At 58.4% G+C, this 22,198-nt stretch carries 19 protein-coding genes; 15 read left to right on the top strand and 4 right to left on the bottom strand.

Annotated elements, in window-relative coordinates:
* Positions 1-9: 9 nt before the first annotated feature.
* Together J1C59_RS20280 and J1C59_RS20275 are read right to left on the bottom strand one after the other, a co-directional pair.
* The gene (locus tag J1C59_RS20280; RefSeq protein WP_140917097.1) at positions 10-1,008 is read right to left on the bottom strand and encodes an MsnO8 family LLM class oxidoreductase; all 999 of its coding nucleotides are present in this window, start codon (positions 1,006-1,008) and stop codon (positions 10-12) included.
* Positions 1,009-1,496: 488 nt separating this feature from the next.
* Positions 1,497-2,231 (bottom strand): GntR family transcriptional regulator, encoded by a 735-nt coding sequence (locus J1C59_RS20275; RefSeq protein WP_111138390.1) that lies wholly within the window; start codon positions 2,229-2,231, stop codon positions 1,497-1,499.
* Between the two features lie 514 nt (positions 2,232-2,745).
* Between J1C59_RS20275 and J1C59_RS20270 the strand changes: the two genes are divergently transcribed.
* The 15 genes from J1C59_RS20270 to J1C59_RS20200 all read left to right on the top strand — a co-directional run bounded on the left by J1C59_RS20270 (position 2,746) and on the right by J1C59_RS20200 (position 21,321).
* On the top strand, positions 2,746-3,195 hold the full coding sequence (locus J1C59_RS20270) for a PTS sugar transporter subunit IIA (RefSeq protein ID WP_128084779.1): 450 nt from the start codon (positions 2,746-2,748) through the stop codon (positions 3,193-3,195).
* A gap of 46 nt (positions 3,196-3,241) precedes the next feature.
* Positions 3,242-3,514: a PTS sugar transporter subunit IIB gene (locus J1C59_RS20265; RefSeq protein ID WP_111138388.1), complete on the top strand. Its 273-nt coding sequence runs from the start codon at positions 3,242-3,244 to the stop codon at positions 3,512-3,514.
* A 40-nt stretch (positions 3,515-3,554) separates the two neighbouring features.
* Positions 3,555-4,928 carry a PTS ascorbate transporter subunit IIC gene (locus tag J1C59_RS20260; protein ID WP_111138387.1) on the top strand — a complete coding sequence of 458 codons (1,374 nt, stop codon included), beginning with the start codon at positions 3,555-3,557 and terminating at the stop codon, positions 4,926-4,928.
* A 498-nt stretch (positions 4,929-5,426) separates the two neighbouring features.
* On the top strand, positions 5,427-6,989 hold the full coding sequence (locus J1C59_RS20255) for a pyridoxal phosphate-dependent decarboxylase family protein (protein ID WP_128084778.1): 1,563 nt from the start codon (positions 5,427-5,429) through the stop codon (positions 6,987-6,989).
* Between the two features lies 1 nt (position 6,990).
* On the top strand, positions 6,991-8,283 hold the full coding sequence (locus J1C59_RS20250; protein WP_140917098.1) for a lysine N(6)-hydroxylase/L-ornithine N(5)-oxygenase family protein: 1,293 nt from the start codon (positions 6,991-6,993) through the stop codon (positions 8,281-8,283).
* A gap of 1 nt (position 8,284) precedes the next feature.
* Positions 8,285-10,639, top strand: a complete 2,355-nt coding sequence (locus tag J1C59_RS20245; protein ID WP_128084777.1) for a GNAT family N-acetyltransferase — start codon at positions 8,285-8,287, stop codon at positions 10,637-10,639.
* A gap of 77 nt (positions 10,640-10,716) precedes the next feature.
* Positions 10,717-11,946, top strand: a complete 1,230-nt coding sequence (locus tag J1C59_RS20240; RefSeq protein WP_140917099.1) for an MFS transporter — start codon at positions 10,717-10,719, stop codon at positions 11,944-11,946.
* Positions 11,947-12,159: 213 nt separating this feature from the next.
* Positions 12,160-13,794: a TIGR04028 family ABC transporter substrate-binding protein gene (locus tag J1C59_RS20235; protein ID WP_128084776.1), complete on the top strand. Its 1,635-nt coding sequence runs from the start codon at positions 12,160-12,162 to the stop codon at positions 13,792-13,794.
* Between the two features lie 12 nt (positions 13,795-13,806).
* The gene (locus J1C59_RS20230) at positions 13,807-14,748 is read left to right on the top strand and encodes an ABC transporter permease (protein WP_111138381.1); all 942 of its coding nucleotides are present in this window, start codon (positions 13,807-13,809) and stop codon (positions 14,746-14,748) included.
* On the top strand, positions 14,745-15,596 hold the full coding sequence (locus J1C59_RS20225; protein ID WP_128084775.1) for an ABC transporter permease: 852 nt from the start codon (positions 14,745-14,747) through the stop codon (positions 15,594-15,596). The genes J1C59_RS20230 and J1C59_RS20225 overlap by 4 nt, the downstream gene beginning before the upstream one ends.
* Complete coding sequence (locus J1C59_RS20220; RefSeq protein ID WP_128084774.1) at positions 15,593-17,212, top strand: dipeptide ABC transporter ATP-binding protein; 1,620 nt, start codon at positions 15,593-15,595, stop codon at positions 17,210-17,212. Before J1C59_RS20225 ends, J1C59_RS20220 begins: the two co-directional genes overlap by 4 nt.
* Positions 17,209-18,216 (top strand): putative FMN-dependent luciferase-like monooxygenase, encoded by a 1,008-nt coding sequence (locus J1C59_RS20215; RefSeq protein ID WP_128084773.1) that lies wholly within the window; start codon positions 17,209-17,211, stop codon positions 18,214-18,216. The genes J1C59_RS20220 and J1C59_RS20215 overlap by 4 nt, the downstream gene beginning before the upstream one ends.
* On the top strand, positions 18,213-19,304 hold the full coding sequence (locus J1C59_RS20210; protein ID WP_128084772.1) for an alkylhydroperoxidase domain protein: 1,092 nt from the start codon (positions 18,213-18,215) through the stop codon (positions 19,302-19,304). The genes J1C59_RS20215 and J1C59_RS20210 overlap by 4 nt, the downstream gene beginning before the upstream one ends.
* A gap of 11 nt (positions 19,305-19,315) precedes the next feature.
* A complete protein-coding gene (locus J1C59_RS20205) occupies positions 19,316-20,455 on the top strand; it encodes an amidohydrolase (RefSeq protein WP_128084771.1) in 1,140 nt (379 codons plus the stop codon).
* A gap of 20 nt (positions 20,456-20,475) precedes the next feature.
* Positions 20,476-21,321, top strand: coding sequence for a VOC family protein (locus J1C59_RS20200; RefSeq protein WP_128084770.1), 846 nt, complete (start codon positions 20,476-20,478; stop codon positions 21,319-21,321).
* Positions 21,322-21,425: 104 nt separating this feature from the next.
* On the opposite strand, the gene J1C59_RS20195 is transcribed toward J1C59_RS20200, so the two are convergent.
* Positions 21,426-21,836, bottom strand: coding sequence for a helix-turn-helix domain-containing protein (locus J1C59_RS20195; RefSeq protein ID WP_128084769.1), 411 nt, complete (start codon positions 21,834-21,836; stop codon positions 21,426-21,428).
* Positions 21,836-22,144, bottom strand: coding sequence for a type II toxin-antitoxin system HigB family toxin (locus J1C59_RS20190; protein ID WP_128084768.1), 309 nt, complete (start codon positions 22,142-22,144; stop codon positions 21,836-21,838). The genes J1C59_RS20195 and J1C59_RS20190 overlap by 1 nt, the downstream gene beginning before the upstream one ends.
* Between the last annotated feature and the right edge of the window lie 54 nt (positions 22,145-22,198).

Here is a 22,198-nt window from a genome sequence, read left to right as displayed (position 1 = left end):
CGCTGAGATTCAGGCCGCAACCAGATGACGCGTTGCCAGCAGTTCCAGTGATCGCAGCCGGGCGGCCGGTTCCGTAACCGGCGTGTCGATGACAAACTCGTCGATATCAAAGTTGTGATGCAGCGCGTCTAACTGCGCATGAACCTGCGCCGCGGTGCCCCGCAGCAGGGACGGCGTACGCGGCTCGATCTGATAATCGCGATATCCGCCCTGCCGCACATAGCGCTCCGCCTGCGCCAGGCTGGCAACGTTAACGGAAGGCCCCTCTTTCACCGACACATGGTAATGACGCAGTGAACTGACCAGCAGGTCAGCCTGGGCCGGGGAGTCGGCGACCACCACCTGCACGGCGACCAGCGCACGCTGGCCCTGACTCAGGCGGGAATAGGTATTCAGTGCATGTTCAAGTAGCTGGCGATCGCCGTTAAGGTGGGCGGCGAAGACAAACTGCCAGCCCAGCGAGGCCGCCAGTCTGGCGCTCTCTTCACTGGCCCCCAGCAGAAAACGGTTCGCCGGGCAGGAAGGCAGCGGCGTTGCGGCCAGGCCCTCTTCGTCGGGCTGTTTGCGGGCGGGTGTCAGCCAGCTATCCAGCAGTTGAAGCTGATCGGCAAAGGATCCTTTTTTCGCAGCATTGATACCCTGCTGCAGCGCATGGGTGGAGAGCGGCAGGCCGCCCGGCGCCTTACCCACGCCGATATCAATGCGTCCCGGTGCCAGTGACGCGAGCAGATTGAAGTTTTCCGCCACTTTGTAGGGGCTGTAATGCTGCAACATCACGCCGCCCGAACCGACACGGATATGACGGGTCTGCGCAATGATCCACGCGATGAGCACCTCGGGTGAAGGACTGGCGAGCTGGGCGGTGTTGTGATGTTCCGCCAGCCAGAAGCGATGATAGCCCCACTCCTCTGCCCGTTGCGCCAGCTGCAGCGTGCGCTGCAACGCCGCGGTGGCCGACTCTCCCTGCGACACGGGCGCTTTGTCTAACAGACTCAATCGATATGCCATTTATCTGGTCCTTATGCATTTCTGTTGCTGACCAGTGTGCGGTGACGCCAGTTATTGGTAAAACATCATATTGTTTTATGCTTTCTTGAATTCCTTATAATGGCCACGCCAGGCAGGGAAGTGCGCAGAAAGGGGCGTTCAAAGCCGGTTTCAGGCGCTATTCACTCCTCTTTATTGCCTGTTTTCGCAGCATGACGGGATTAAAATCCATAAGCTGGTAAAGGTTTGCAGAAAAACTTCTTATCTATCGGGGCCGATGCCGGGATGGGCGGATAAAGCGGGCGGGCGCGCGGCGGCGCTGTTTCAGAGGTCTGGCAACCGGGGAATGCATAGAGGCTCAGCGAATGAAAAAACGGGGCGATTCGCTTCGGCGGAAATAACGGGCAGGGACTTTTACCGGGTTATTTTACCCCGCAGGCCATTCCTGTTTTTCTGTCTGCCGAAAAGCTGTGACGGTATAGCCAGCCGCGAAGCGGAAACGGCAGACATTAAGGCCGCTGGGAATTCTGTTTTAATGGAAAATAGCGGGTGTTGATGATGGCAATATTAACTTCGCAGGGCACCCCGTCGTCGAGATAGACGGTTTCATTAATCTGGATGACCGCATCCCCAGGGCTTAAATTCAGCAGCGTCAGAGCCTCAGCGTGCGTGAGATTAATCGCCGTAAGATGCTGATCTCTGAGCTGAACTTTTTTTCCGGTCACCTCTTCGATATATGCATATTTCGAAATTTCCAGCTTGCTGAATTCCATGCTGCTGAAGAGGGAAACCGGCAGGTGAATCTGTTCGAGCGCCACCGGAATATCATCAAAACACATCAGGCGATGGATCTTATAGATCTGGTCGCTGTTTTTAATCCGCAACGCCTGGGCCATTTCCGCCGAGGGAACTTTGACAATACTGACCGAAATAATTTTCCGGACGCCTTTGTGCCCTTTCCGCTGCGCCTGAAAATCGAACGGCGAGAGCACATGAAAACGGTGCGCCTGACTGCTCATCTCCGTCGAACCCACAAAGATCCCCGAGCCTTTTACCCGGTATATCCGCTGCTGTTCAACCAGAATGCGCGTCGCCTCACGGACCGTGGCGCGGGTAATGCCGATGTTTTTTGCGATTGAGATTTCGGTGTCCAGTTTTTCTCCGGGTTGAAGGCCGTCCTGTTTAATTTTATTGAGGATGTAATCCACCACCTCTTTTTGCTTTTCAGTTATCCCATCAACCATCGATTTTCTTCCCCTATGCGTGAACCGGCGGCGCCACTTATCCGTGTCACTACAGTTCTGCCTGACATTGCCGGAGGAGTACTACACCGGCTACCTGAATATGTGATCAATTTAACAAATTGACACTGATATTTAGCCTGCGTACCCATATTTTAATTTTACAGGTTGTGTCCGTACACGTCGAAGTACATTATCAGGATGACTAGACATCTGAAAGATGTACAGATTTGGTGGTGTGAGTGATTCCGCCTTTTTACATCTTCGCAGGCAGATGAATTACGCAGTAACTGCATGAATAAATGGCGTTTATAAATTAATAGTCACTGTTTTTCATGGGTTCTTCATCTGTCCGGGTTGTCAGATAACAGGGGCAGACAGCAGCAGGCAGCCGCTTTTATGGGAAAAGTGACTGTACATCTGCAGCGTCGCCGGACTCACCAGCGCGCGCGTTTCCCCGCATCCGGGGTCGCGACTTCTATAAATTTTATTACGCATTCGAGGCAGGGTTAAGACGATGTCAAATCTGGCTGACTGGCTGAATAACGAAAAAGTACAGTACGTTGAAAACGTCGCTGACTGGCGGGAAGCATTAGCCGTGGCGGGGCGTCCGCTGCTCCGTGAAGGCGCCATATCACAGGATTACATTGACGCCATTATTCACCAGAAAGAGGCGATCGGTCCCTTTTTTGTGATTGCGCCACAGATTGCTATGCCCCACGCGCGGCCGGAACAGGGCGCACATAAACTCGGGTTGTCCGTAGTGTTGCTGGGCAACGCCGTGACCTTTGACTCCGAAGAGAACGATCCCGTGAAGGTGATCTTTATGTTCTCCGCGCCGGACAGTAACAGCCATATCGAAATGATTTCTCAGCTGGCAGAGGTGCTCTCCGATGAAAACATCATGGAGCAGATCTTTGCCGCCCGCAGTCAGCCGGCGCTGATGGCGATTCTGACCGGTGTTTAGCCGGTCTGTCGCCCCCCTTTTCTAAAAACAGTTAACGAGGTCAGCTATGAAAATGATGGCAGTGTGTGGTTCAGGTCTGGGCAGCAGCTTCATGATGGAGATGAACATCAAGAAAGTGCTGAAGACGATTGGTGTTGAGGCTGAAGTGGAGCATTCCGATCTCGGTTCGGTTACGCCCGAAGTGGCCGATGTGTTTGTGATGGCGAAGGATATTGCCTACAGCGCTAACCTGCCGCCCGAGAAGGTCATCATCATCAATAACATCATCGATCTGAAAGAAATCGAGCAAAAAATACGTGAGTATTTTGAGAAAAACTGAAAGTTGATAAGCAGATAAACACCATACCCTCGAGGTTAATATGTTTACTCAAAACCTTTTGCAGTTCGTCGTCGATGTGCTGAAAGTGCCCTCCATTTTAGTCGGACTGGTGGCATGTTTCGGGCTGGTAGCGCAGAAGAAGCCCTTCCCGGATGTGATCAAGGGAACGGTAAAAACGATTCTGGGCTTTCTGGTGCTGGCAGGCGGAGCGACCGTGCTGGTCGGTTCCCTGACGCCGCTGGGCGACATTTTCAAGCAGGCGTTTGATGTTCAGGGCATCATTCCCAACAATGAAGCGATGGTCTCGATCGCTCTGGCAAAATATGGCGCACCGACCACGATGATCATGGCTTTCGGCATGGTCGCGAATATCGTTGTCGCCAGGTTTACCCGGCTCAAATATATCTACCTTTCCGGTCATGTTACCTTCTATATGGCCTGTATGATCGCGATTATTCTGTCGGTTGCCGGCTTCGAGGGTATTCAGCTTATTTACACCGGATCGCTGCTGTTAGGCATTCTGATGGCGACCTTCCCGGCTATCGCTCAGCCCTATATGCGCAAGATCATCGGCGGTGACCACGTTGCGCTGGCGCATACCGGAACGATTGGCTACGTCTTATCAGGCTGGATCGGCTCACTGGTGGGCAAAGGCTCTAAGTCCACCGAAGAGATGAACATGCCAAAAAACCTGAGTTTTTTGCGCGACAGCACCATCTCTATCTCTCTGACAATGATGATTATCTACCTCATCCTGTCGGTCTCGGCCGGTAAAGAGTATGTGGAGACGCATTTCAGTAACGGTCAGAACTACCTGGTTTATTCATTTATTCAGGCGATTACCTTTGCGGCGGGCGTCTTTATTATTCTGCAAGGTGTGCGCCTGATTCTGGCGGAGATCGTTCCGGCCTTTACCGGCTTCTCCGAAAAACTGGTACCGGATGCCCGGCCTGCGCTGGACTGTCCGATTGTCTTCCCGTACGCGCCGAATGCGGTTCTGGTGGGCTTTATCTCCAGTTTTATCGGCGGTCTGGTCGGGCTGTTTGTCCTTGGCCAGCTTCACTGGGTTCTGATTCTGCCGGGCGTGGTGCCCCACTTCTTCTGTGGCGCGACCGCGGGCGTATTTGGTAATGCGACCGGGGGTAAACGCGGCGCCATCTGCGGCGCCTTTGCGCATGGCCTGCTGATCACCTTCCTGCCCGTTGCCCTGCTGCCCGTGCTGGGACAGATCGGCCTGACTAACACCACCTTCTCCGACACCGACTTTGGCGTCACCGGTATCCTTCTCGGCAACATGGCTCACTTTATGGATAAAGGCACCATCACAATGATCATCACCGGCATCTTTGCCCTGTTAGTGATTTTCAACTTTATGACCAGAAAGAAAGTGCCTGCGGAAACGAACGCAGGCTGAGTCACGCCCTTCCAGCCAGAAAGCGCGCTCTGCGCTTTCTGGTTGCTTCACGTCCCGTCCCGTTGAGTGACCCTAATAGCACTGTTTTATCCCGCCTGATCATGCTCCTGACCGGGCTGCCCTCGCCCAAATCCTGTTCCTTCGCCCCTGAAGCATCATGTTTACCCCTTAAAAAAGGACGATTCCGAATCAAAAATGTGATCAAAATCACATTTGCAACATAAGAGCAGCTAATAAATAAAATTTCACAATAAAACAATTGAATGCAAATGATTAACATTTACAATCTCATCCGCATATAACAAAGCGTTTAACGCTGATTAGTCCACAAATAATCTGTGGCATTGTCTCTTTTTAAGGTGAAAACACTCTGCCAGCCGATGGCCGGGTTTTTGTCTGGTTAGTTAGTTTTATGTTTACTGGAGTTGTTGAGCGGACATCCGGCGCTGCTGATTTTATGTCAGCAGGGTATTAGGTATTCACGCACAGGAACTGAACATGCTTTTACGCTCATCCACCCAGGCGGCACGGGAACCCGCGCCAGCCGCGATTGCCAGCACGGCTGACACCGCCATTTTTAACGATCAGCAACTGGCAGCCTGGTCGCAGCAGACTCAGGAGGTGCTGGCGCTGATGACCCGCACCGTCACCGGCGTAGAGAAACCCTTCAGCGGCATTCTGCCCCACGAGCTGGCGGCCGAGTTCAGCGGCGTCGATCTGGATCGCCCGCTGGGCAACAACGAGGCGGCGCTGGCGGAGCTGAGCCAGCTCTATCTGCGCGACGCCGTCTGGTTCCACCATCCCAAATATCTGGCCCATCTGAACTGCCCGGTCGTGCTGCCCTCTCTGATGGCCGAGCAGATCATGGCCGCCGTCAACAGCTCGGTCGATACCTGGGATCAGAGTGCCGGTGGCACGCTGATTGAGCAGAAGGTGATCGACTGGACACTGGGCCGCATCGGGCTGCCTGACGGATCGGACGGGATCTTCACCAGCGGTGGCACCCAGTCCAACCTCATGGCCATGCTGCTGGCGCGTGACAGCTGGTGTGCAGCGCATCATCCTGGTCATCTGATCAAGCAGCGTGGCCTGCCGGAGACCGCGCCCAGATGGCGGGTCTTTACCTCGAAACTCAGTCACTTCAGTATCCAGAAATCGATGGCGATCCTCGGCCTGGGCTATGACGCGGTGATCGCCGTGGATCACGACGAACACTACCGTATGGATGTGGCTTCGCTGAAACAGGAGATTGCGCGCTGCCGCAGCGAGGGGCTGATCCCGATTGCCGTCGTCGCCACCAGCGGCACCACCGACTTTGGCAGCATCGATCCGCTGCCGGAGATCGCCCGCCTCTGCGAAGAGTCTGGCCTGTGGATGCACGTTGACGCCGCTTACGGTTGCGGGCTGCTGGTCTCTGAGAAGCACCGTTCGCGTCTTAACGGTATCGAACGGGCGGATTCGGTCACTGTCGATTATCACAAATCGTTCTTCCAGACCGTCAGCTGCGGCGCTTTCTTCGTCCGTGACAGCCAGAATCTGAAGCATGTCACCCACCATGCGGATTACCTGAACCCGCTGAGCGCTCAGCAGGAAGGTACGCCTAACCTGGTCAATAAAAGCATTCAGACCACCCGCCGCTTCGACGCGCTGAAAATGTGGCTGACCCTGCGCGTGATGGGACCGGCAGCGCTGGGAGACGCCTTCGATTCCCTGATTACGCTGACCGAGTCTGCCCATGCGCTGTTAAGCGCGCATCCTGCCATCGAAGTGCTGCACGCTCCGGAGCTGACCACCCAGATTTTCCGCTTCGTTCCGGGCAAACATACCAGCGATGCGAAGATCGATGAGATTAACGCCGCTATCCGTAAAGCGCTGTTCCGCGCCGGGAATGCGGTGGTGGCCGGCACCCGGGTTGACGGACGCCAGTATCTGAAATTCACGCTGCTGAACCCCACCACCACCCCTGCGGACATCGAAGATGTGCTGAGCCTGATCACACATTACGGCCGGGAACAGGTGCGTGCCTCTGCGCTGAGCGCGGTCAGTCAGGGAGCGAACTGAGATGGAAAAGCCTGTATACGATTTTATTGGCGTCGGTATCGGCCCGTTTAACCTGAGCCTGGCCTGCCTGAGTGAGCCGGTTGAGGGGCTGAAGGGGCTTTTCCTGGATCAGAATCCGGGCTTCGACTGGCACACCGGGATGATGCTGGAAAGCGCCCACCTGCAGACGCCGTTTATGGCCGATCTGGTGACGCTCGCCGATCCCACCAGTCCTTATAGCCTGCTCAACTACATGAAGGAGAAGGGAAAGCTCTACTCGTTTTATATCCGGGAAGACTTCTTCCTGATGCGCAAAGAGTATAACCAGTACTGTCAGTGGGCCAGTTCGCGGCTCTCCAGTCTGCGCTGGAACAGTCATGTGGATTATGTCAGCTACGATGAGGCCGCAGGCCTCTATCAGGTGCAGGTCACCGACACCCGCAGCGGGGAGAAACAGCGCTATCTGACGCGTCACCTGATCCTCGGCACCGGCCCGGTGGCCTGGATGCCCGAGTGCAGTCAGCCGCACCGCCAGCGCCTGACCCACTCCAGCCACTACCTGGCGCATAAAGCTGAACTGCAGCAGAAGCGGTCGATCACCGTGCTGGGCAGCGGCCAGAGCGCGGCCGAGATCTATTACGATCTGCTGACCGACATCGACCGCTTTGGCTATCAGCTCAACTGGATCACCCGCGCGCCGCGTTTCTATCCGCTGGAGTACACCAAGCTGACGCTGGAGATGACCTCGCCGGAGTGGGTCGACTATTTCCACGCCCTGCCCGCCCACACCCGCGATGCGCTGAATGCCCGTCATAAGAATCTCTACAAAGGCATCAACAGCAGTCTGATCAACGACATCTACGATCTGATGTACGTTAAACAGCTCGACGGTAACCTGAACGTCAATCTCTTTACCCATTCGGCCCTGACCGCGATGCGCTGGCTGCCACAGGGGGAATTCGAGCTGACACTCCATCAGGAGGAGCAGGAGTGCACCTTTACCCGCCGCACGGAAGGGCTGGTGATGGCGACCGGCTATCACTATCAGCCGCCAATGTTTTTAGAGGGGATCGCATCGCGCCTGCGCTGGGATGACAAGGGGCGCTACGACGTGCAGCGCAACTACAGCATCGACCACCACAATCAGATTTTTGTGCAGAACGCCGAGCTGCATACGCACGGCTTTGTTACCCCGGATCTGGGCATGGCCTGCTATCGCAACTCCGTGCTGCTGCGCGAGCTGACCGGACGCGAGGTCTACCCGATCGAGCGTCAGATCGCCTTCCAGACTTTCCCGGCTAAAACGGAGCGCTGAGATGAACACACCACCACTGTTTACGGCCGACCGCCCTGCTGGCCGGTTTACCCTGAGACCGATGCGTGAGAGCGATGCGCCCCTGATCCACAGCTGGGTCACTCGCGACTATGCCCGCTTCTGGGGGATGCAGTCACACAGCCTGGCGCAGGTTGCCGCGTTCTATCAGACGCTGACCACCGCCGATCCCCATGCGGCGCTGATCGGCTGCTGCAACGATCAGCCGGTCTGTCTGATTGAGTGCTATCGCGCCGCTGACGACGAGATCGGGAAGTTCTACCCGGCCGCGCCCGATGATTACGGCATGCACATCCTTATAGCGCCCGCCAGCCAGCCGATCAGGGCGTTCAGCTGGCAGGTTTTCACCCTGGTGATGGACTACCTGTTCAGCCGCCCGGAGGTGAACCGGGTCGTCGTGGAGCCGGACGTGCGCAACGAGAAGATCCACGTCCTGAACCGGCGCGCCGGATTCCGCTATCAGCATACCCTCGACCTGGGGCATAAAACCGCCTGGCTGGCCTTCTGCCAGCGGGAAGATTATCAACACGCGTTACTGCAGGAGTCGCAGACTATGGATACCCCCGCTTCACTGACCGACGGCACCCATCTGACCGGCGAACACTGGATCCAGGCAAACCGCATGCTCATTCGTAAAGCGATCGCCGAGTTTGCCCATGAAAAAATTATCGCGCCACAGGCCACGGGCGGCGACGCCTATCAGCTGACGGTGCCGGGCGGTGAAGCCAGCTATCATTTCCGCGCCGCAAGGCTGGCGCTGGACCACTGGGAGATCGACGCGGACTCGCTGCGCAAACAGGAGAACGGGCGCGCGCTGCCGCTGGATGCGCTGCAGTTTATCGTGGAGTTCAACGCGGAGATTGGTATCCCGCAGCCGCTGCTGGCCACCTACATGGAGGAGATCAGCAGCACTCTGTGCAGCAGCGTCTATAAACGTCAGAAACCTAACCCCGACAGCCAGGCGCTGGTTTCTGCCGATTTCCAGACGGTGGAAGCGGCGATGACCGAAGGACACCCCTGCTTTGTCGCCAATAACGGACGCATCGGCTTCGACGCCCGTGACTATCTGGCCTTTGCGCCGGAAGCCGCCGCGCCGGTTCACCTTATCTGGGTTGCCGTGCATCGCCGCAATGCGCATTTTTCCAGCCTGAGCGAACTGAGCTATGAGCAGCTGATGCGCGACGAACTGGGTGACACCACGCTGAACGCGTTTACCGCGCAGTTAACCGAGAAAGGGCTGGCGGCCGAAGAGTATATCCTGATGCCGGTTCACCCCTGGCAGTGGAACAATAAACTGCTGACGGTGTTTGCCGCAGACGTCGCCCGCCATGAGATTGTCTATCTCGGCACCGGTGACGATGCCTACCAGGCGCAGCAGTCCATCCGTACCTTCTTTAACCGCAGTGCGCCGTCGAAACGCTACGTCAAAACCGCCCTCTCCGTGCTCAACATGGGCTTTATGCGCGGCCTGTCGCCCTACTATATGGCGACCACTCCGGCCATTAATGGCTGGCTGGCCGCGCTGGTCGCCGACGATGCGTGGCTGAAGCGCTGCGATTTCCGCATCCTGCGCGAGGTGGCGGCGGTGGGTTATCACAATCGCGCCTACGAACAGGCGATCAAAGGAGACTCCGCCTATAAAAAGATGTTTGCTGCACTCTGGCGGGATAACCCGGCTGCCAGCCTGCAGCCGGGTCAGCGCCTGATGACCATGGCCGCGTTCCTGCATGTCGATCAGCGGCAGCAGCCTCTGCTGCCCGCGCTGATCGCGGACTCCGGTCTCTCCGCCAAAGCGTGGATCGATCGCTATCTGACCTGCTACCTCAGCCCGCTGCTGCACTGCTTCTATCAGCATGACCTGGTGTTTATGCCGCATGGCGAAAACCTGATCATGCTGCTGGAGAATAACGTCCCGGTGGCGGCTTATATGAAGGACATTGGCGAGGAGATCGCCGTGATGAACCCGGACGCGGTACTGCCGGAGGGCGTGCAGCGCCTGGCGGTGGATGTGCCGGACGAGCTTAAGCTCCTGTCGATCTTCACCGATGTCTTTGACTGCATCTTCCGCTTTATCAGCGCGATCCTGCATCAGTCGCAGACGCTGCCGGAAGAGGCGTTCTGGCAGGCGGTGGCGCAGTGCGTGAAGGATTACCAGCAGGCGCACCCGGAACATGCCGCGAAGTTTGCGCGCTATGACATGTTCGCACCGGCGTTTACCCGCTCCTGCCTGAACCGTCTTCAGCTGGCAAATAATCAGCAGATGATCAACCTCGCCGATCCGGCTGAGAATCTGAAGTTTGCCGGAACACTGGATAACCCGATTGCCCGCTGGCGTTAATCGTTACACTGTCACACTTCCTCCGTGCGGCCACCTTGCTGGCCGCACGTTCTGCTGTTATTTCTCAGGTATTCATCATGACTTCCTTTCAACCGATCGCCCGGCTGACACGGCGACATCTGATCTTTCCGCTGTCGCTGGTGCTGTTCGAGTTTGCCACCTATATCGCCCATGACATGATCCAGCCGGGTATGCTGCTGGTGACCCAGGAGTTTAAGGTCGGGCCGGAGTGGGTTTCCGCCTCGCTGACCGCCTATCTGATGGGCGGGATTCTGCTGCAGTGGCTGCTCGGCCCGCTGTCAGATCGGGTGGGCCGCCGTCCTGTGCTGCTCAGCGGTGTGGCCTTTTTTACACTTTCCTGCATCGCGACCCACTGGGTGACCTCCATCGAACAGTTCGTGCTGCTGCGTTTTCTGCAGGGCATCAGTCTCTGCTTCATCGGCGCGGTGGGTTACGCGGCGATACAGGAGGCGTTTACGGAATCACTCAGCATTAAAATGATGGCGCTGATGGCGAATGTCGCCCTGCTGGCGCCGCTCGCCGGTCCGCTGGCGGGCGCGGCGTTTCTGACCGTGGGTGAGTGGCGCACGCTGTTCTGGCTGACGGGCGCCGTCGCAGCGCTGGCGCTGGCCGGCTTGTGGTACGCGATGCCGGAAACCTCGGGCGATCGTCAGAAGCCCCTGTCGCTGGGGTCGATCATCAGCGATTATGGCGCGCTGCTGAAAGATCGCCAGGTGATGCGCGGTTCGTTCGCTATCGGACTGGTCACCGTGCCCTGCATCGCCTGGGTGGCGTTATCCCCCGTGATTTTAATGCACGGCGCGCAACTCAGCCGTATCGACTATGCGCTGCTGCAGTTGCCGGTTTTTGCCGCCATGATTGCGGGTAACCTGACGCTGGGACGCTTATCCAGCCGTCTGTCGATTGAACAGCCGATCAGGATCGGGGCCTGGCCGGTGGTCTGCGGGCTGATCGTCGCGGCAACCGCCACCGTGCTGAATCCGCAGAACTATCTGTGGCTCACTGCGGGCGTGAGTCTTTACGGCTTCGGCACCGGACTGGTCAATGCCGGACTTTACCGCATGACGCTTTTTTCCAGCCATGCCGGAAAAGGCAGCGTAGCCGCGATGGTGGGCATGGTGACGATTCTGATCATCGCGCTCGGCATTGAGGCCGCCAAAACGGCCTACTTCAGTTACGGCAGCGGAGGGTTCAGCCTGGTCAACCTGATCTGCGGTCTGCTGTGGCTGGGTCTGGTCAGCGCGTTTCTGCGCGCCGGTCAGCGCAGATTATGCGCCGAATCCTGACCCCTCTGCAGTCAGACCTTCATTAAATAAACCCTCCGGAATGGCAGACACTTATTTGCCATTCCGCCTGTTACTTCTCCCGCATTAATTCCCCGCCAGGCCCGCATTGATTAATTTCAGATAAGCTTTGACCAAATCATTACTTTATCTGTGTGTTGCGTCATTCGATGATGATTCCGCCTGCTGAGGCAATTGATAACAAAGGAATTCACCATGAAGACGTTATTTCGCGTTAAACCACGCACGCAGAGGCTGGTTTTTACTTTACTTGCCGGGACACTCTCTTTTCATGCGCTGGCCGCGCCGGTTAAAGGCGGCACGCTGATTTATCTTGAGCAGCAGGCACATACCAATCTTTATCCACCCGCCGGGGGGTTTTATCCGAATGGCGGCATCCTCAATCAGATCACCGATAAATTAACCTGGCAGAATCCTGAAACGCTGCAGGTTGAACCCTGGATTGCGGAAAGCTGGACCACCAATGCAGATAAAACCGAATACACCTTTAAATTACGGCCGGGCGTCACCTTTTCAGATGGCACGCCGCTAGATGCGAATGCGGTTGCTAAAAACTTCGATACCTATGGCCTGGGAAATAAGGCGCTACGTCTGCCGGTATCCGAGGTCATTAATAATTACGAACGCAGCGAAGTAATCGATCCGCTGACGGTGAAGTTCTATTTCAAAAAACCTTCGCCCGGATTTTTACAGGGAACCGCCACTATCGGATCCGGTCTGGTTTCGCTGAGTACGCTGGCACGCAGTTTCGATCAACTCGGCGATGCACGACATATCATCGGCTCCGGCCCCTTTGTGGTCAGCGATGAGAAACTGGGCCGGGAGGTGGATTTGGTCGCCCGCAAAGCGTATCAGTGGGGACCAAAGAATATTCAGCAGCAGGGCCCGGCTAATCTCGACGGCATCAAAGTGATTGTGACGCCGGAAGACAGCGTGCGCATCGGTGCGCTGCTGGCGGGTCAGGCGGGGCTGATCCGTCAGGTGCAGGCGTATGATGAGAAACAGGCCAGAGATCAGGCGTACCCGGTCTATGCCGCCCCTACCCGTGGCGTTAACGACAGCCTGAGTTTCCGTCCCGATAATCCGCTGGTCAGTGATATCCGCGTTCGACAGGCTCTGCTGCACGCCACCAACGCGAAGCAGGTGGTTGAGACCCTCTTCTCACCCAACTATCCACAGGCGACCTCTGTGGTGGCGACGACGGCGGCGGGATACGTCAATCTGTCGGATAAGCTCACGTTTGACCTCACCCGAGCCAGAGCTTTGCTGGATGAGGCGGGCTGGCAGCCCGGCCCAGACGGCATCCGGCAGAAAGCGGGACAGCGGCTGGCCCTGACCGTCTACGAATCCCTGCCACAGCCGCAGAACAAAGAGGTCCTGCAGCTGGTGGCGCAGCAGTGGCGGCAGGCAGGTGTCCTGCTCACTGTCAAAGCTGGCGATGCGGGTAGCAAAACGCTGGATAACCTCGATCCGCTTAAAACGCCGCTGAACGTGACGGAAGTCGGTCGCGCCGATCCGGATGTCATCAAAAGCAGCTTCTATCCTGCCAACCGTGACAACCTGCTGCAGAAAGGCGGATCCAGCGACAAAGTGAAAAACTTCCGTGATGAGAGGCTGAATCAGCTGCTGGTCGCCATCTCTGCGGAGGTCGATCCAGCGAAACGACTTAAGCTGACGGGCGATGTTCAGCGCTATCTGCTGGACCAGGCCTACGTCATCCCCATTTTTGAAGAGCCGCAGGTCTATGCTGGCGCGCCTTGGCTGAAAGGGGTCCGTTTTGAAGCCGTGGGTCGTCCGGCGCTCTACAGCGCCTGGCTGGAAAAACCCTAACCGGAGCAGAGAATGCGTCATTATCTCTTACAGCGTGCGGGCCTCGGTGTGCTGGTGTTATGGGCCGCGTTCAGCCTGTCATTTGTGCTGCTGCAGGTGCTGCCCGGCGATGCCGTCCTGATCAAGTTCCAGAATCCCGATCTCGGCCTGAGCCCGCAGCAGATCGCGGAGATGCGTCAGGCCTACGGCGCGGACAGCCCGCTGTGGCAGCAATATCTGCATACGCTGCTGGCGATGCTGCGCGGCGATTTTGGTTACTCCGTTCAGGCGGGGGTGCCGGTCAGCGAACTGCTGAGCAGCAACCTGCCCGGTACGCTGCGTCTGGCCCTGTGCGGCTTTACGCTGGCGACGCTGCTGGCTTTCGTGCTGGCGGCATTGTCACGACTGCCGGCCCTGCGTGGCGTGCGCAATCTGGTGCAGTCTCTGCCCGCGCTGTTTATTTCCGTTCCGACCTTCTGGCTCGGCATCGCCCTGATCCAGTTTTTCTCTTTTCAACTGCGCTGGATCCCGGTGATAAACCCGTCGCCCTGGCAGGGGCTGATCCTGCCGATTATGACCGTGGCGGTGCCGATCTCTGCACCGCTCGCACAGATTCTGCTGCGCAGCATTGATGAGGTTTCGACCCGGCCTTTTGTGGCGGTGGTGCGCGCCAAAGGGGCAGGCGAAAACTATGTTCTGTGGCGGCACATCCTGCGCAACGCCATGCTGCCGGTGCTTACGGTTGCGGGGCTGCTGCTGGGTGAACTGATTGCCGGCGCGCTGATTACCGAAACAGTATTCGGACTGGGCGGGCTGGGACAGCTCACCCAGCAGGCGGTCAACAATCAGGATGTGGCGGTGCTACAGGCGGTGGTGATGATCGCCGCGCTGGGCTTTGTGGTCATTAACCTGCTGGTCGATCTGCTGATGCCGCTGTTTGATCCGCGCATTCAGCTGACAGGAGGTGCTGTATGAGTCTGGTGGATTACGCCGCCGCCCGTCGCCCCGCGACGCCGGGAAAACGCAGCGTCCGGTTCGCTCCCGGTCTCTGGCTGGCCATCCTCATTCTGCTGCTGGCCCTGCTGGCGGCCCTGTTTCCTGCGCTGCTGACACACGCCAGCCCGACAGACGGGATTGCAGGCGCCCAGCGACTCGCCCCACAGGCGGGGCACTGGCTGGGCACCGATCAGCTGGGGCGCGATCTCTATGCCCGTATTGTCTATGGCGCATCGCATTCGCTTTTCGCTGCGCTGATGGCGGTCACGATTGGACTGCTGGCGGGCACCACGCTGGGGATTGTCGCAGGTGCCCTCGGCGGCCGATCAGAATCCGTCATCATGCGTGGCGTGGATGTGCTGCTGGCGATCCCCTCGCTGCTGCTCTCGCTGAGTCTGCTGATTTTGCTCGGCTTCGGCACACTCAATGCGGCCCTGGCGGTGGGGGTGGCTTCTATCGCCAGTTTTGCCCGCCTGGCGCGTGCCGAAGTCGTGCGGATCCGCCACAGCGATTATATCGAGGCGGCGTACGGCAGCGGCGGTCGCTTTTTCAGCGTGCTCTGGCGTCATATCCTGCCCAATGCGCTGACACCGGTGATCGCCTACGCTGCCCTGCAGTTTGGTCAGGCCATTCTGGCGCTGTCGACTCTGAGCTTCCTGGGCTACGGCACGCCGCCCCCGGTTCCCGAGTGGGGGCTCTTAATCGCCGAAGGGCGTAATTATCTGGCTACCGCCTGGTGGCTGACCACCATTCCGGGCGTGGTTGTGGTGGCCGTCGTGCTCGCCGCTAATCGCATCAGCCAGCAACTTTCAGGAGGACGCCGATGAGTACTCAGCCTTTACTGGCCGTCAGCGATCTGACACTCAGCTATCGCAGTGGCAACCGGTGGCAGCCGGTCGTCCATAACGTCAGTTTTGAACTGCACGCCGGAGAGATGGTGGCGCTGGTCGGTGAATCCGGTTCCGGCAAGACCACCACTGCGCAGGCGATTCTGGGCCTGATGGCGGAGAATGGCCGCCGCGAACAGGGGGCGATCCGGCTCAACGGCGTGGATATCAGTCAGTGGTCGCAGAAGCGCTTCGACACCCTGCGCGGCGCACGTATCAGCCTTGTGCCACAGGATCCCGGCAACGCCCTGAATCCGGTGAAAACGATCGGTGAGCAGGTCGAAGAGATCCTTCGGCTGCACCTGCCTTTACCGGCCACCCTGCGTCAGCAGCGGGTTATTGAACTGCTGACCCGCGTCGGTCTGAGTCACCCGGAACAGCGGGTAAACCAGTATCCGCATCAGCTCTCGGGCGGCATGAAACAGCGGGTGCTGATCGCCATCGCACTCGCCCTGCAGCCAGAGATTATTATTGCTGACGAGCCGACCAGCGCCCTCGACGTGACGGTTCAGAAGCGCATTCTCGATCTGCTGGATAACCTCCGGCACGAATTCAATACGGCGGTGCTGTTTGTCACCCACGATCTGGCCTTAGCGGCTCAGCGCGCAGACCGCATTATCGTTTTCCGCCACGGCGAGATTCAGGAATCGGGGCCGGCCGGCCGGCTGATAAGTGCCGCTGCTCATCCCTATACGCGCCAGCTGCTGAACGATGCCGCTCCCCGGCGTCCTCCACGCAGCCAGCCAGTCGCGACGCCGTTCTCTTCGCCAGCCATCCGGGTAAGCGGCGTGATGAAAAGTTTTGCGCTGGGCAAACAGCAGCGGTTGCAGGCGCTGAATCAGGTCAGTTTTCAGGTGGCCCGCGGCACCACGCATGCTCTGGTCGGCGAATCCGGTTCGGGTAAAACCACTCTCGCCCGCATCATTATGGGATTTGACACGGCCGATAGTGGTGAGGTGACGCTGGATGGCATCGTCGTCAATGGATTACGGGGCGAAGCGTTACGCCAGCTGCGGCGCAAGATTCAGTTTGTTTATCAGAACCCGTTTGCCTCGCTGGACCCGCGCCAGACCCTGTTCGCCATCATCGAAGAGCCGCTGCGTAATTTCCGACGGTTAAGCCGCACGGCGCGCCGCGAGCGGGTGGAAGCGATCACCAGCCGGGTCGCGCTGCCTCTGTCTCTGCTGTCACGCCATCCCCATGAGCTCTCCGGTGGCCAGCGTCAGCGGGTCGCGCTGGCGCGTGCGCTGATCTGTGAGCCGGACATTCTGGTGCTGGATGAAGCGACCTCGGCGCTCGATGTCACCGTGCAGGCGCAGATCCTCGATCTGCTGCTGCAGCTTCAGCGCGAACTGGGCCTGACCTATCTGTTTATTACACATGACCTGGCGACGGTGCGGCAGATTGCTGACAGCGTCACGGTGCTTAAAGCAGGCGAAGTGGCAGAACAGGGTGACGTTGTCACAATATTCAGTGCGCCACAGCACCCTTACACGTGCGATCTGATTGCCGCCATCCCCCTGCTCGTTCCCTTAACTCATCAGGAGTCAGCATGAGTCGACGTCTCGGATTCTTTACCCGGCTGCTGGATAAGGTGCCGGCGAAACAGCGGTATCAGCTGGCGACTGCACAGATCCAGCATGCTGAACGGTGCGGATTTGATACCGCATGGATTGCTCAGCACCACTTTCATGAGGATGAGGGCGGTTTACCCTCCCCCTTACTCTTCCTGGCCCATGTAGCTGCGCACACCCGCACCATCCGGCTCGGCACCGCCATCATCACTCTGCCGATGGAAAATGCCCTGCGGGTAGCGGAAGACGCCGCTGTTCTCGATCTGCTGGCAGAGGGGCGGCTGGAGGTCGGAGTGGGTTCGGGCGGCACGCCGGAGTCGTTTCTGCCCTTTGGCCTGACTTTTGCCGGGCGCGGAGTAGCGTTTAACGACCATCTGCATACGCTGCTCAGCGCTTGGGGCGGCGATTCGCTGGGCCATCCTGACAATCATCTCTATCCCGCCGCGCCGCAGCTCGCCGGACGGGTGTGGATTGCCACTTTCTCGGTTGAAGGCGCGATCCGTGCTGCACAGGGTGGACATGGGCTGATGCTCTCGCGCACCCAGCCACGTCCCGCCGGGCAGCCCGATCTGCCGCTCGATGCGCTGCAGAATCCCCTGATCGACGCTTACCTGGCGGCCCTGCCGCCGGGAACGGCGCCACGCATACTCGCCTCACGAACCGCCTTTGTCGCCGATTCGGACGCCTATGCGCGTCAGATAGCTGAACCCGGCATTCGCAGACAGGCCTCACAGTACCGGGGCGAACTGCGCGGCGAACGCTTCGACGATTTGCTGGCGCAGTTTGATGCCCACGTCGGCGATGCCGGGCGGGTGAAAGCATCGCTGGCGCGGGACAGCGTGCTGGCGCGCGTCACCGACATCTCATTTCAGGTGCATTCGGTCGAGCCGTCGCACGCCGATACGCTGCGCTCAATTGAGCTGATTGCCGAACATCTTGCGCCCGCGCTCCGTGGCTCAGGCGAACTTAACAGGAGAATTTCATGAGTCAACCCGACGATTTAATCGCGCAGCTGGCAGATATCGATCCCGATTCCGACCTGGCGCACGCCCGCCAGACACGTCACGCCGCTACGCTCCATGCCCAGGGCAGCTACAACCTGCTGTTTGACCAGGGCGATGACGATTTTCCCCTGAGCGGGCGCCATTATCTTGCCGCACTGGTGGCTGGCTGGCATGCGCAGCCCGGCCTGCAGGCACATTATCAGCAACAGGCATCGGTCAGACAGCCTGAACGGATCGTGGCGGCGGAGGCCTTTGCCTGTCGTCTCAGCGTGGAGCCGGTTGCGGCAACGCCCGCCGATCTTGAGATCCTGAAGGCGGCGGGCTGGAGCCTGCGCGGTATTGTCACGCTGGCGCAACTGGTGGCGTTCGTCAGCTTCCAGAGCCGCTTACTGGCGGGGCTGCACAGCTTACAGGGCAAGCATGGACACGATGAGGCGACGCCTGTCGTGGCCGGACGCTGGCACCAGGCCACACGCACCGCCAGCGGTAAAACGGCACTGACCGCGTTTACGCAACAGGAGCTCGGCTGGGAACCCTGGCTGCCTGCAAAACCGCTGGCGGAGTTCAGCGAGGCTGAACAGGCCACGCTGGCAAAATTCGGCCACACACATTCGGACTATTTTCGCCTGCTGGCCCGGAATCTGCCGCTGCTGGAACAGCGGACGCTGACGGATAAAGGCATTTTCTATACCGCCGGTGGCCTGCCCCGCGCTGAGCGGGAACTGGCAGCAACCGTGGTAAGTAAAGTCAACGGCTGCATCTACTGTGCTTCCGTGCATGCCCGTAAAGCCAGCCAGCTGTCAAAACAGGATGAGGCGATTCAGAAGTTACTGAACGTCGCGCCGGGCGCGGTGCTGTCACACGGACAGAGTGACCGCTGGCAGGCCATCATCGGCTTTTCGGCTGCGCTGTCGCTGACCCCTGCGCAACCAACGCTGTCGCAGGTTAAGGCACTGCGCGAGCAGGGTCTGGACACGCTGGATCTGCTCGATCTGATTCAGTCCACCGCCTTCTTTGCCTGGGCCAACCGCCTGATGCTGACGCTGGGTGAGCCTTTTCTGCCGGAATAACAGGAATAATGATGACTTTGCCTTTAACTGAACAACTGGTGCAGTGGCGTCGCGAACTGCATCAGCACCCGGAACTCTCAAACCACGAATTTGCCACCACTGAACGTCTCACGCGCTGGCTGGAACAGGCCGGGATCCGGCGCCTGCCGCTCGGGCTGAAGACCGGCGTGGTAGCGGAAATCGGTCACGGCGAAGCCCTGATCGCGCTGCGCGCTGACATTGATGCCCTGCCGATTGAGGAGGTCACCGATCGTCCCTGGCGTTCACAGCAACCCGGCGTAATGCATGCCTGCGGTCACGACGTTCACAGCGCCGTCATGCTCGGCGTGGCGTTGCAGCTGAAACAGCAGGAGGCCACGCTGCCGGGCCGGGTGCGGATTCTGTTTCAGCCCGCCGAAGAGACCTTTGACGGTGCCCGTCAGCTGATTGAGGCGGGCGCGCTGGAGGGGGTAAAAGCGATATTCGGCCTGCACAACGCGCCGGACCTGCCGCTGGGCACGCTGCGCAGCCGCGCGGGTGCGTTTTATGCCAACGTCGATCGCTTTGTGATCCGGGTTAACGGCAAAGGCGCGCATGCGGCGCGGCCGCAGGAGGGCATCGACTCCATCGTGATTGCCAGTCATATCGTGACCGCGCTGCAGACGCTGCCGAGCCGGGTCTTCAGCTCGCTGGAGACGGTAGTACTGAGCGTGACGCGTTTTACCGCGGGCAATACCTGGAACGTCCTGCCGCAGAGCGTTGAGCTGGAAGGGACCGTGCGCACACACAATAGCGGGATCCGGGCGCAGATCCCCCATCGCATCCGGTCACTGATTCAGGGCATTGCCAGCGGGTTTGGCGCATCTGCGGAACTGGCGTGGACCGAAGGGCCGCCTGCACTGATCAATACGCCTCAGTGGGTGGATGTCGCGCTGGAGGTAGCCCGTGAGAGCGGCTATCACGCAGAGCATGCCGCCTCGCCACAGATGGGCGGCGAAGATTTCGCGTTCTATCTGCAGCAGGTGCCGGGGGCGTTTGTCAGTATCGGCAGCGCCAGTGAATTTGGTCTGCATCATGCCGCCTTCGATCCCGATGAAGCCTTGATCGCGCCTGCGGTTGACTACTTCACGCAACTGGTGCCGCGTGCGCTACAGATTGTGGCGGCGCAATGACGAAAAAAAGGAGTGCCGATATGGCTGTACCGGTTCCTCAACCGATTCTGGATCACGCTGTTATTCATGTCGCCGACCAGCTGGATAGCGCCCGCGCCCGCTTCCGGCGACTCGGGTTTCAGCTCACCGAACGGGGGCATCATTCGCTGGGGTCGAGTAATCATCTGGCGGTCTTTGGTGAGAATTACCTTGAGCTGCTGGGCTATGAAGCGGGCAAGCGCGGCCAGCGTGCCGACCTCTGGCAGTCGCCGCTGGGCCTGAGCGGACTGGTATGGAAAACCCACGAAGCGGAGAGCACCTTTCTGCACCTGCAACGGCAGGATCTGGATGGCGATCCGCCCGCCACTTTCCACCGCCCGGTGACGCTGCCCGATGGAACCGAAACGGAAGCACGCTTTTCCACGGTCCGGGTTCGCGCCTCGCTGATCCCTAATGGTCGCAGCTTCTTTTGTCAGCATCTGACGCCTGAGGCGGTATGGCTGCCTGCGTGGCAGCGCCACCCCAACGGCGTGCGTAACATCAGCGAGTTTGTCATTGTGGCTCAGGACCCGGCACTTTCCGCTCAGGTTTACAGCCGTCTGTTCGGCGCGGCGAAAGTCATCGCCTGTCCCGAAGGTGCCTTTGTGTTGCGGGCCGGTGCGGCCACCGTGCGGTTTGCGTCGGCAGATTATGCGCAGCAGCGGTTTGGTCCCCTGCCGGAAGAGTATGATGGTACCGCCCGGATGGTGGCGCTGGGCTTTGAGACAGCGGGTCTGGATCAGGTAAAGCGTGCGCTGCAGGCCGGAGAGATCGTTTTTCAGGAGCAGCCCGATGCCATCGTCGTGGAGGCGGGCCAGGGCTTTAATCTGGCGCTGCGTTTTACCTGAACGTCAGTGAGGGAACAAAAAAACGCCTCAGCTGAGGCGTTTTACAGGAAGATCGGTACAGATAAAGCCCGGAGCATCACCTTAAACGACGCTGGCCGTCCGCATTAAAAAAACAGCGACGGCGACAGGCCGAATCGGGCGCATAACGCCCGTATATGGGCCACCGTCAACTGACGCTCGCCGCTCAGGATTCTGCTCACCAGTGATTTTTTGCCAATTTCGTTTTCGAAGTCACTCAACCGGAGGTTGTGCTGCTCAATCAGCACACGCAGCACAGCAGAGCCGCTTTCGATTTCCCTCTGACGGGCATTAAATATGGCCAGTCCGGGATCGTTATCTTCATAATCCGCAATCCGTGCACACAGCAGATCAACCAGCGGATTATCCGGCGCATGTTCAATGAGATATTCGACCAGTTCCAGTGCATCTTCATAATCCCGTTGCTGGCCGCTGCCCGCCAGTAAGGGTAATGCTTCCGCGAGCTGATTTGACAGCCTGATAGCTTCACTATTCATTAGGTTGCCTCCCGATATTTCTTCACCAGCTTGTCATACTCAGCATGTGTGCAGATATGTTTAATAAAAATTTTACTGCGTTCAAAATCTGCAAAAAACATGACGCGTATTTGATTGCCACTCAGGTCAATGACCCACCATCGGGCACGATATTTCATACGATCGAGGCTTGCATAAAGCGCCCTGAGATCCTCAGGCGTTCGAAAATCGCCCTGCCTGAGATTGCGATAAAGCAGTTCCAGTGCTGCCGCTGCCTTAGGATGTTTTTTTACCGCCTCGTCAAACGGTACACGTGATATTACATGCATTCCATTGGCTCCTGACAGTTTCCTTTTTGGAAACTATCATCTCATGGCCCGTGA

It is taken from the genome of Pantoea deleyi (assembly GCF_022647325.1).
In the GTDB taxonomy this organism is placed as follows: domain Bacteria; phylum Pseudomonadota; class Gammaproteobacteria; order Enterobacterales; family Enterobacteriaceae; genus Pantoea; species Pantoea deleyi.
The sequence above is the reverse complement of the archived record's forward strand: the minus strand, read 5'-3'. Positions and strand labels throughout refer to the sequence as shown.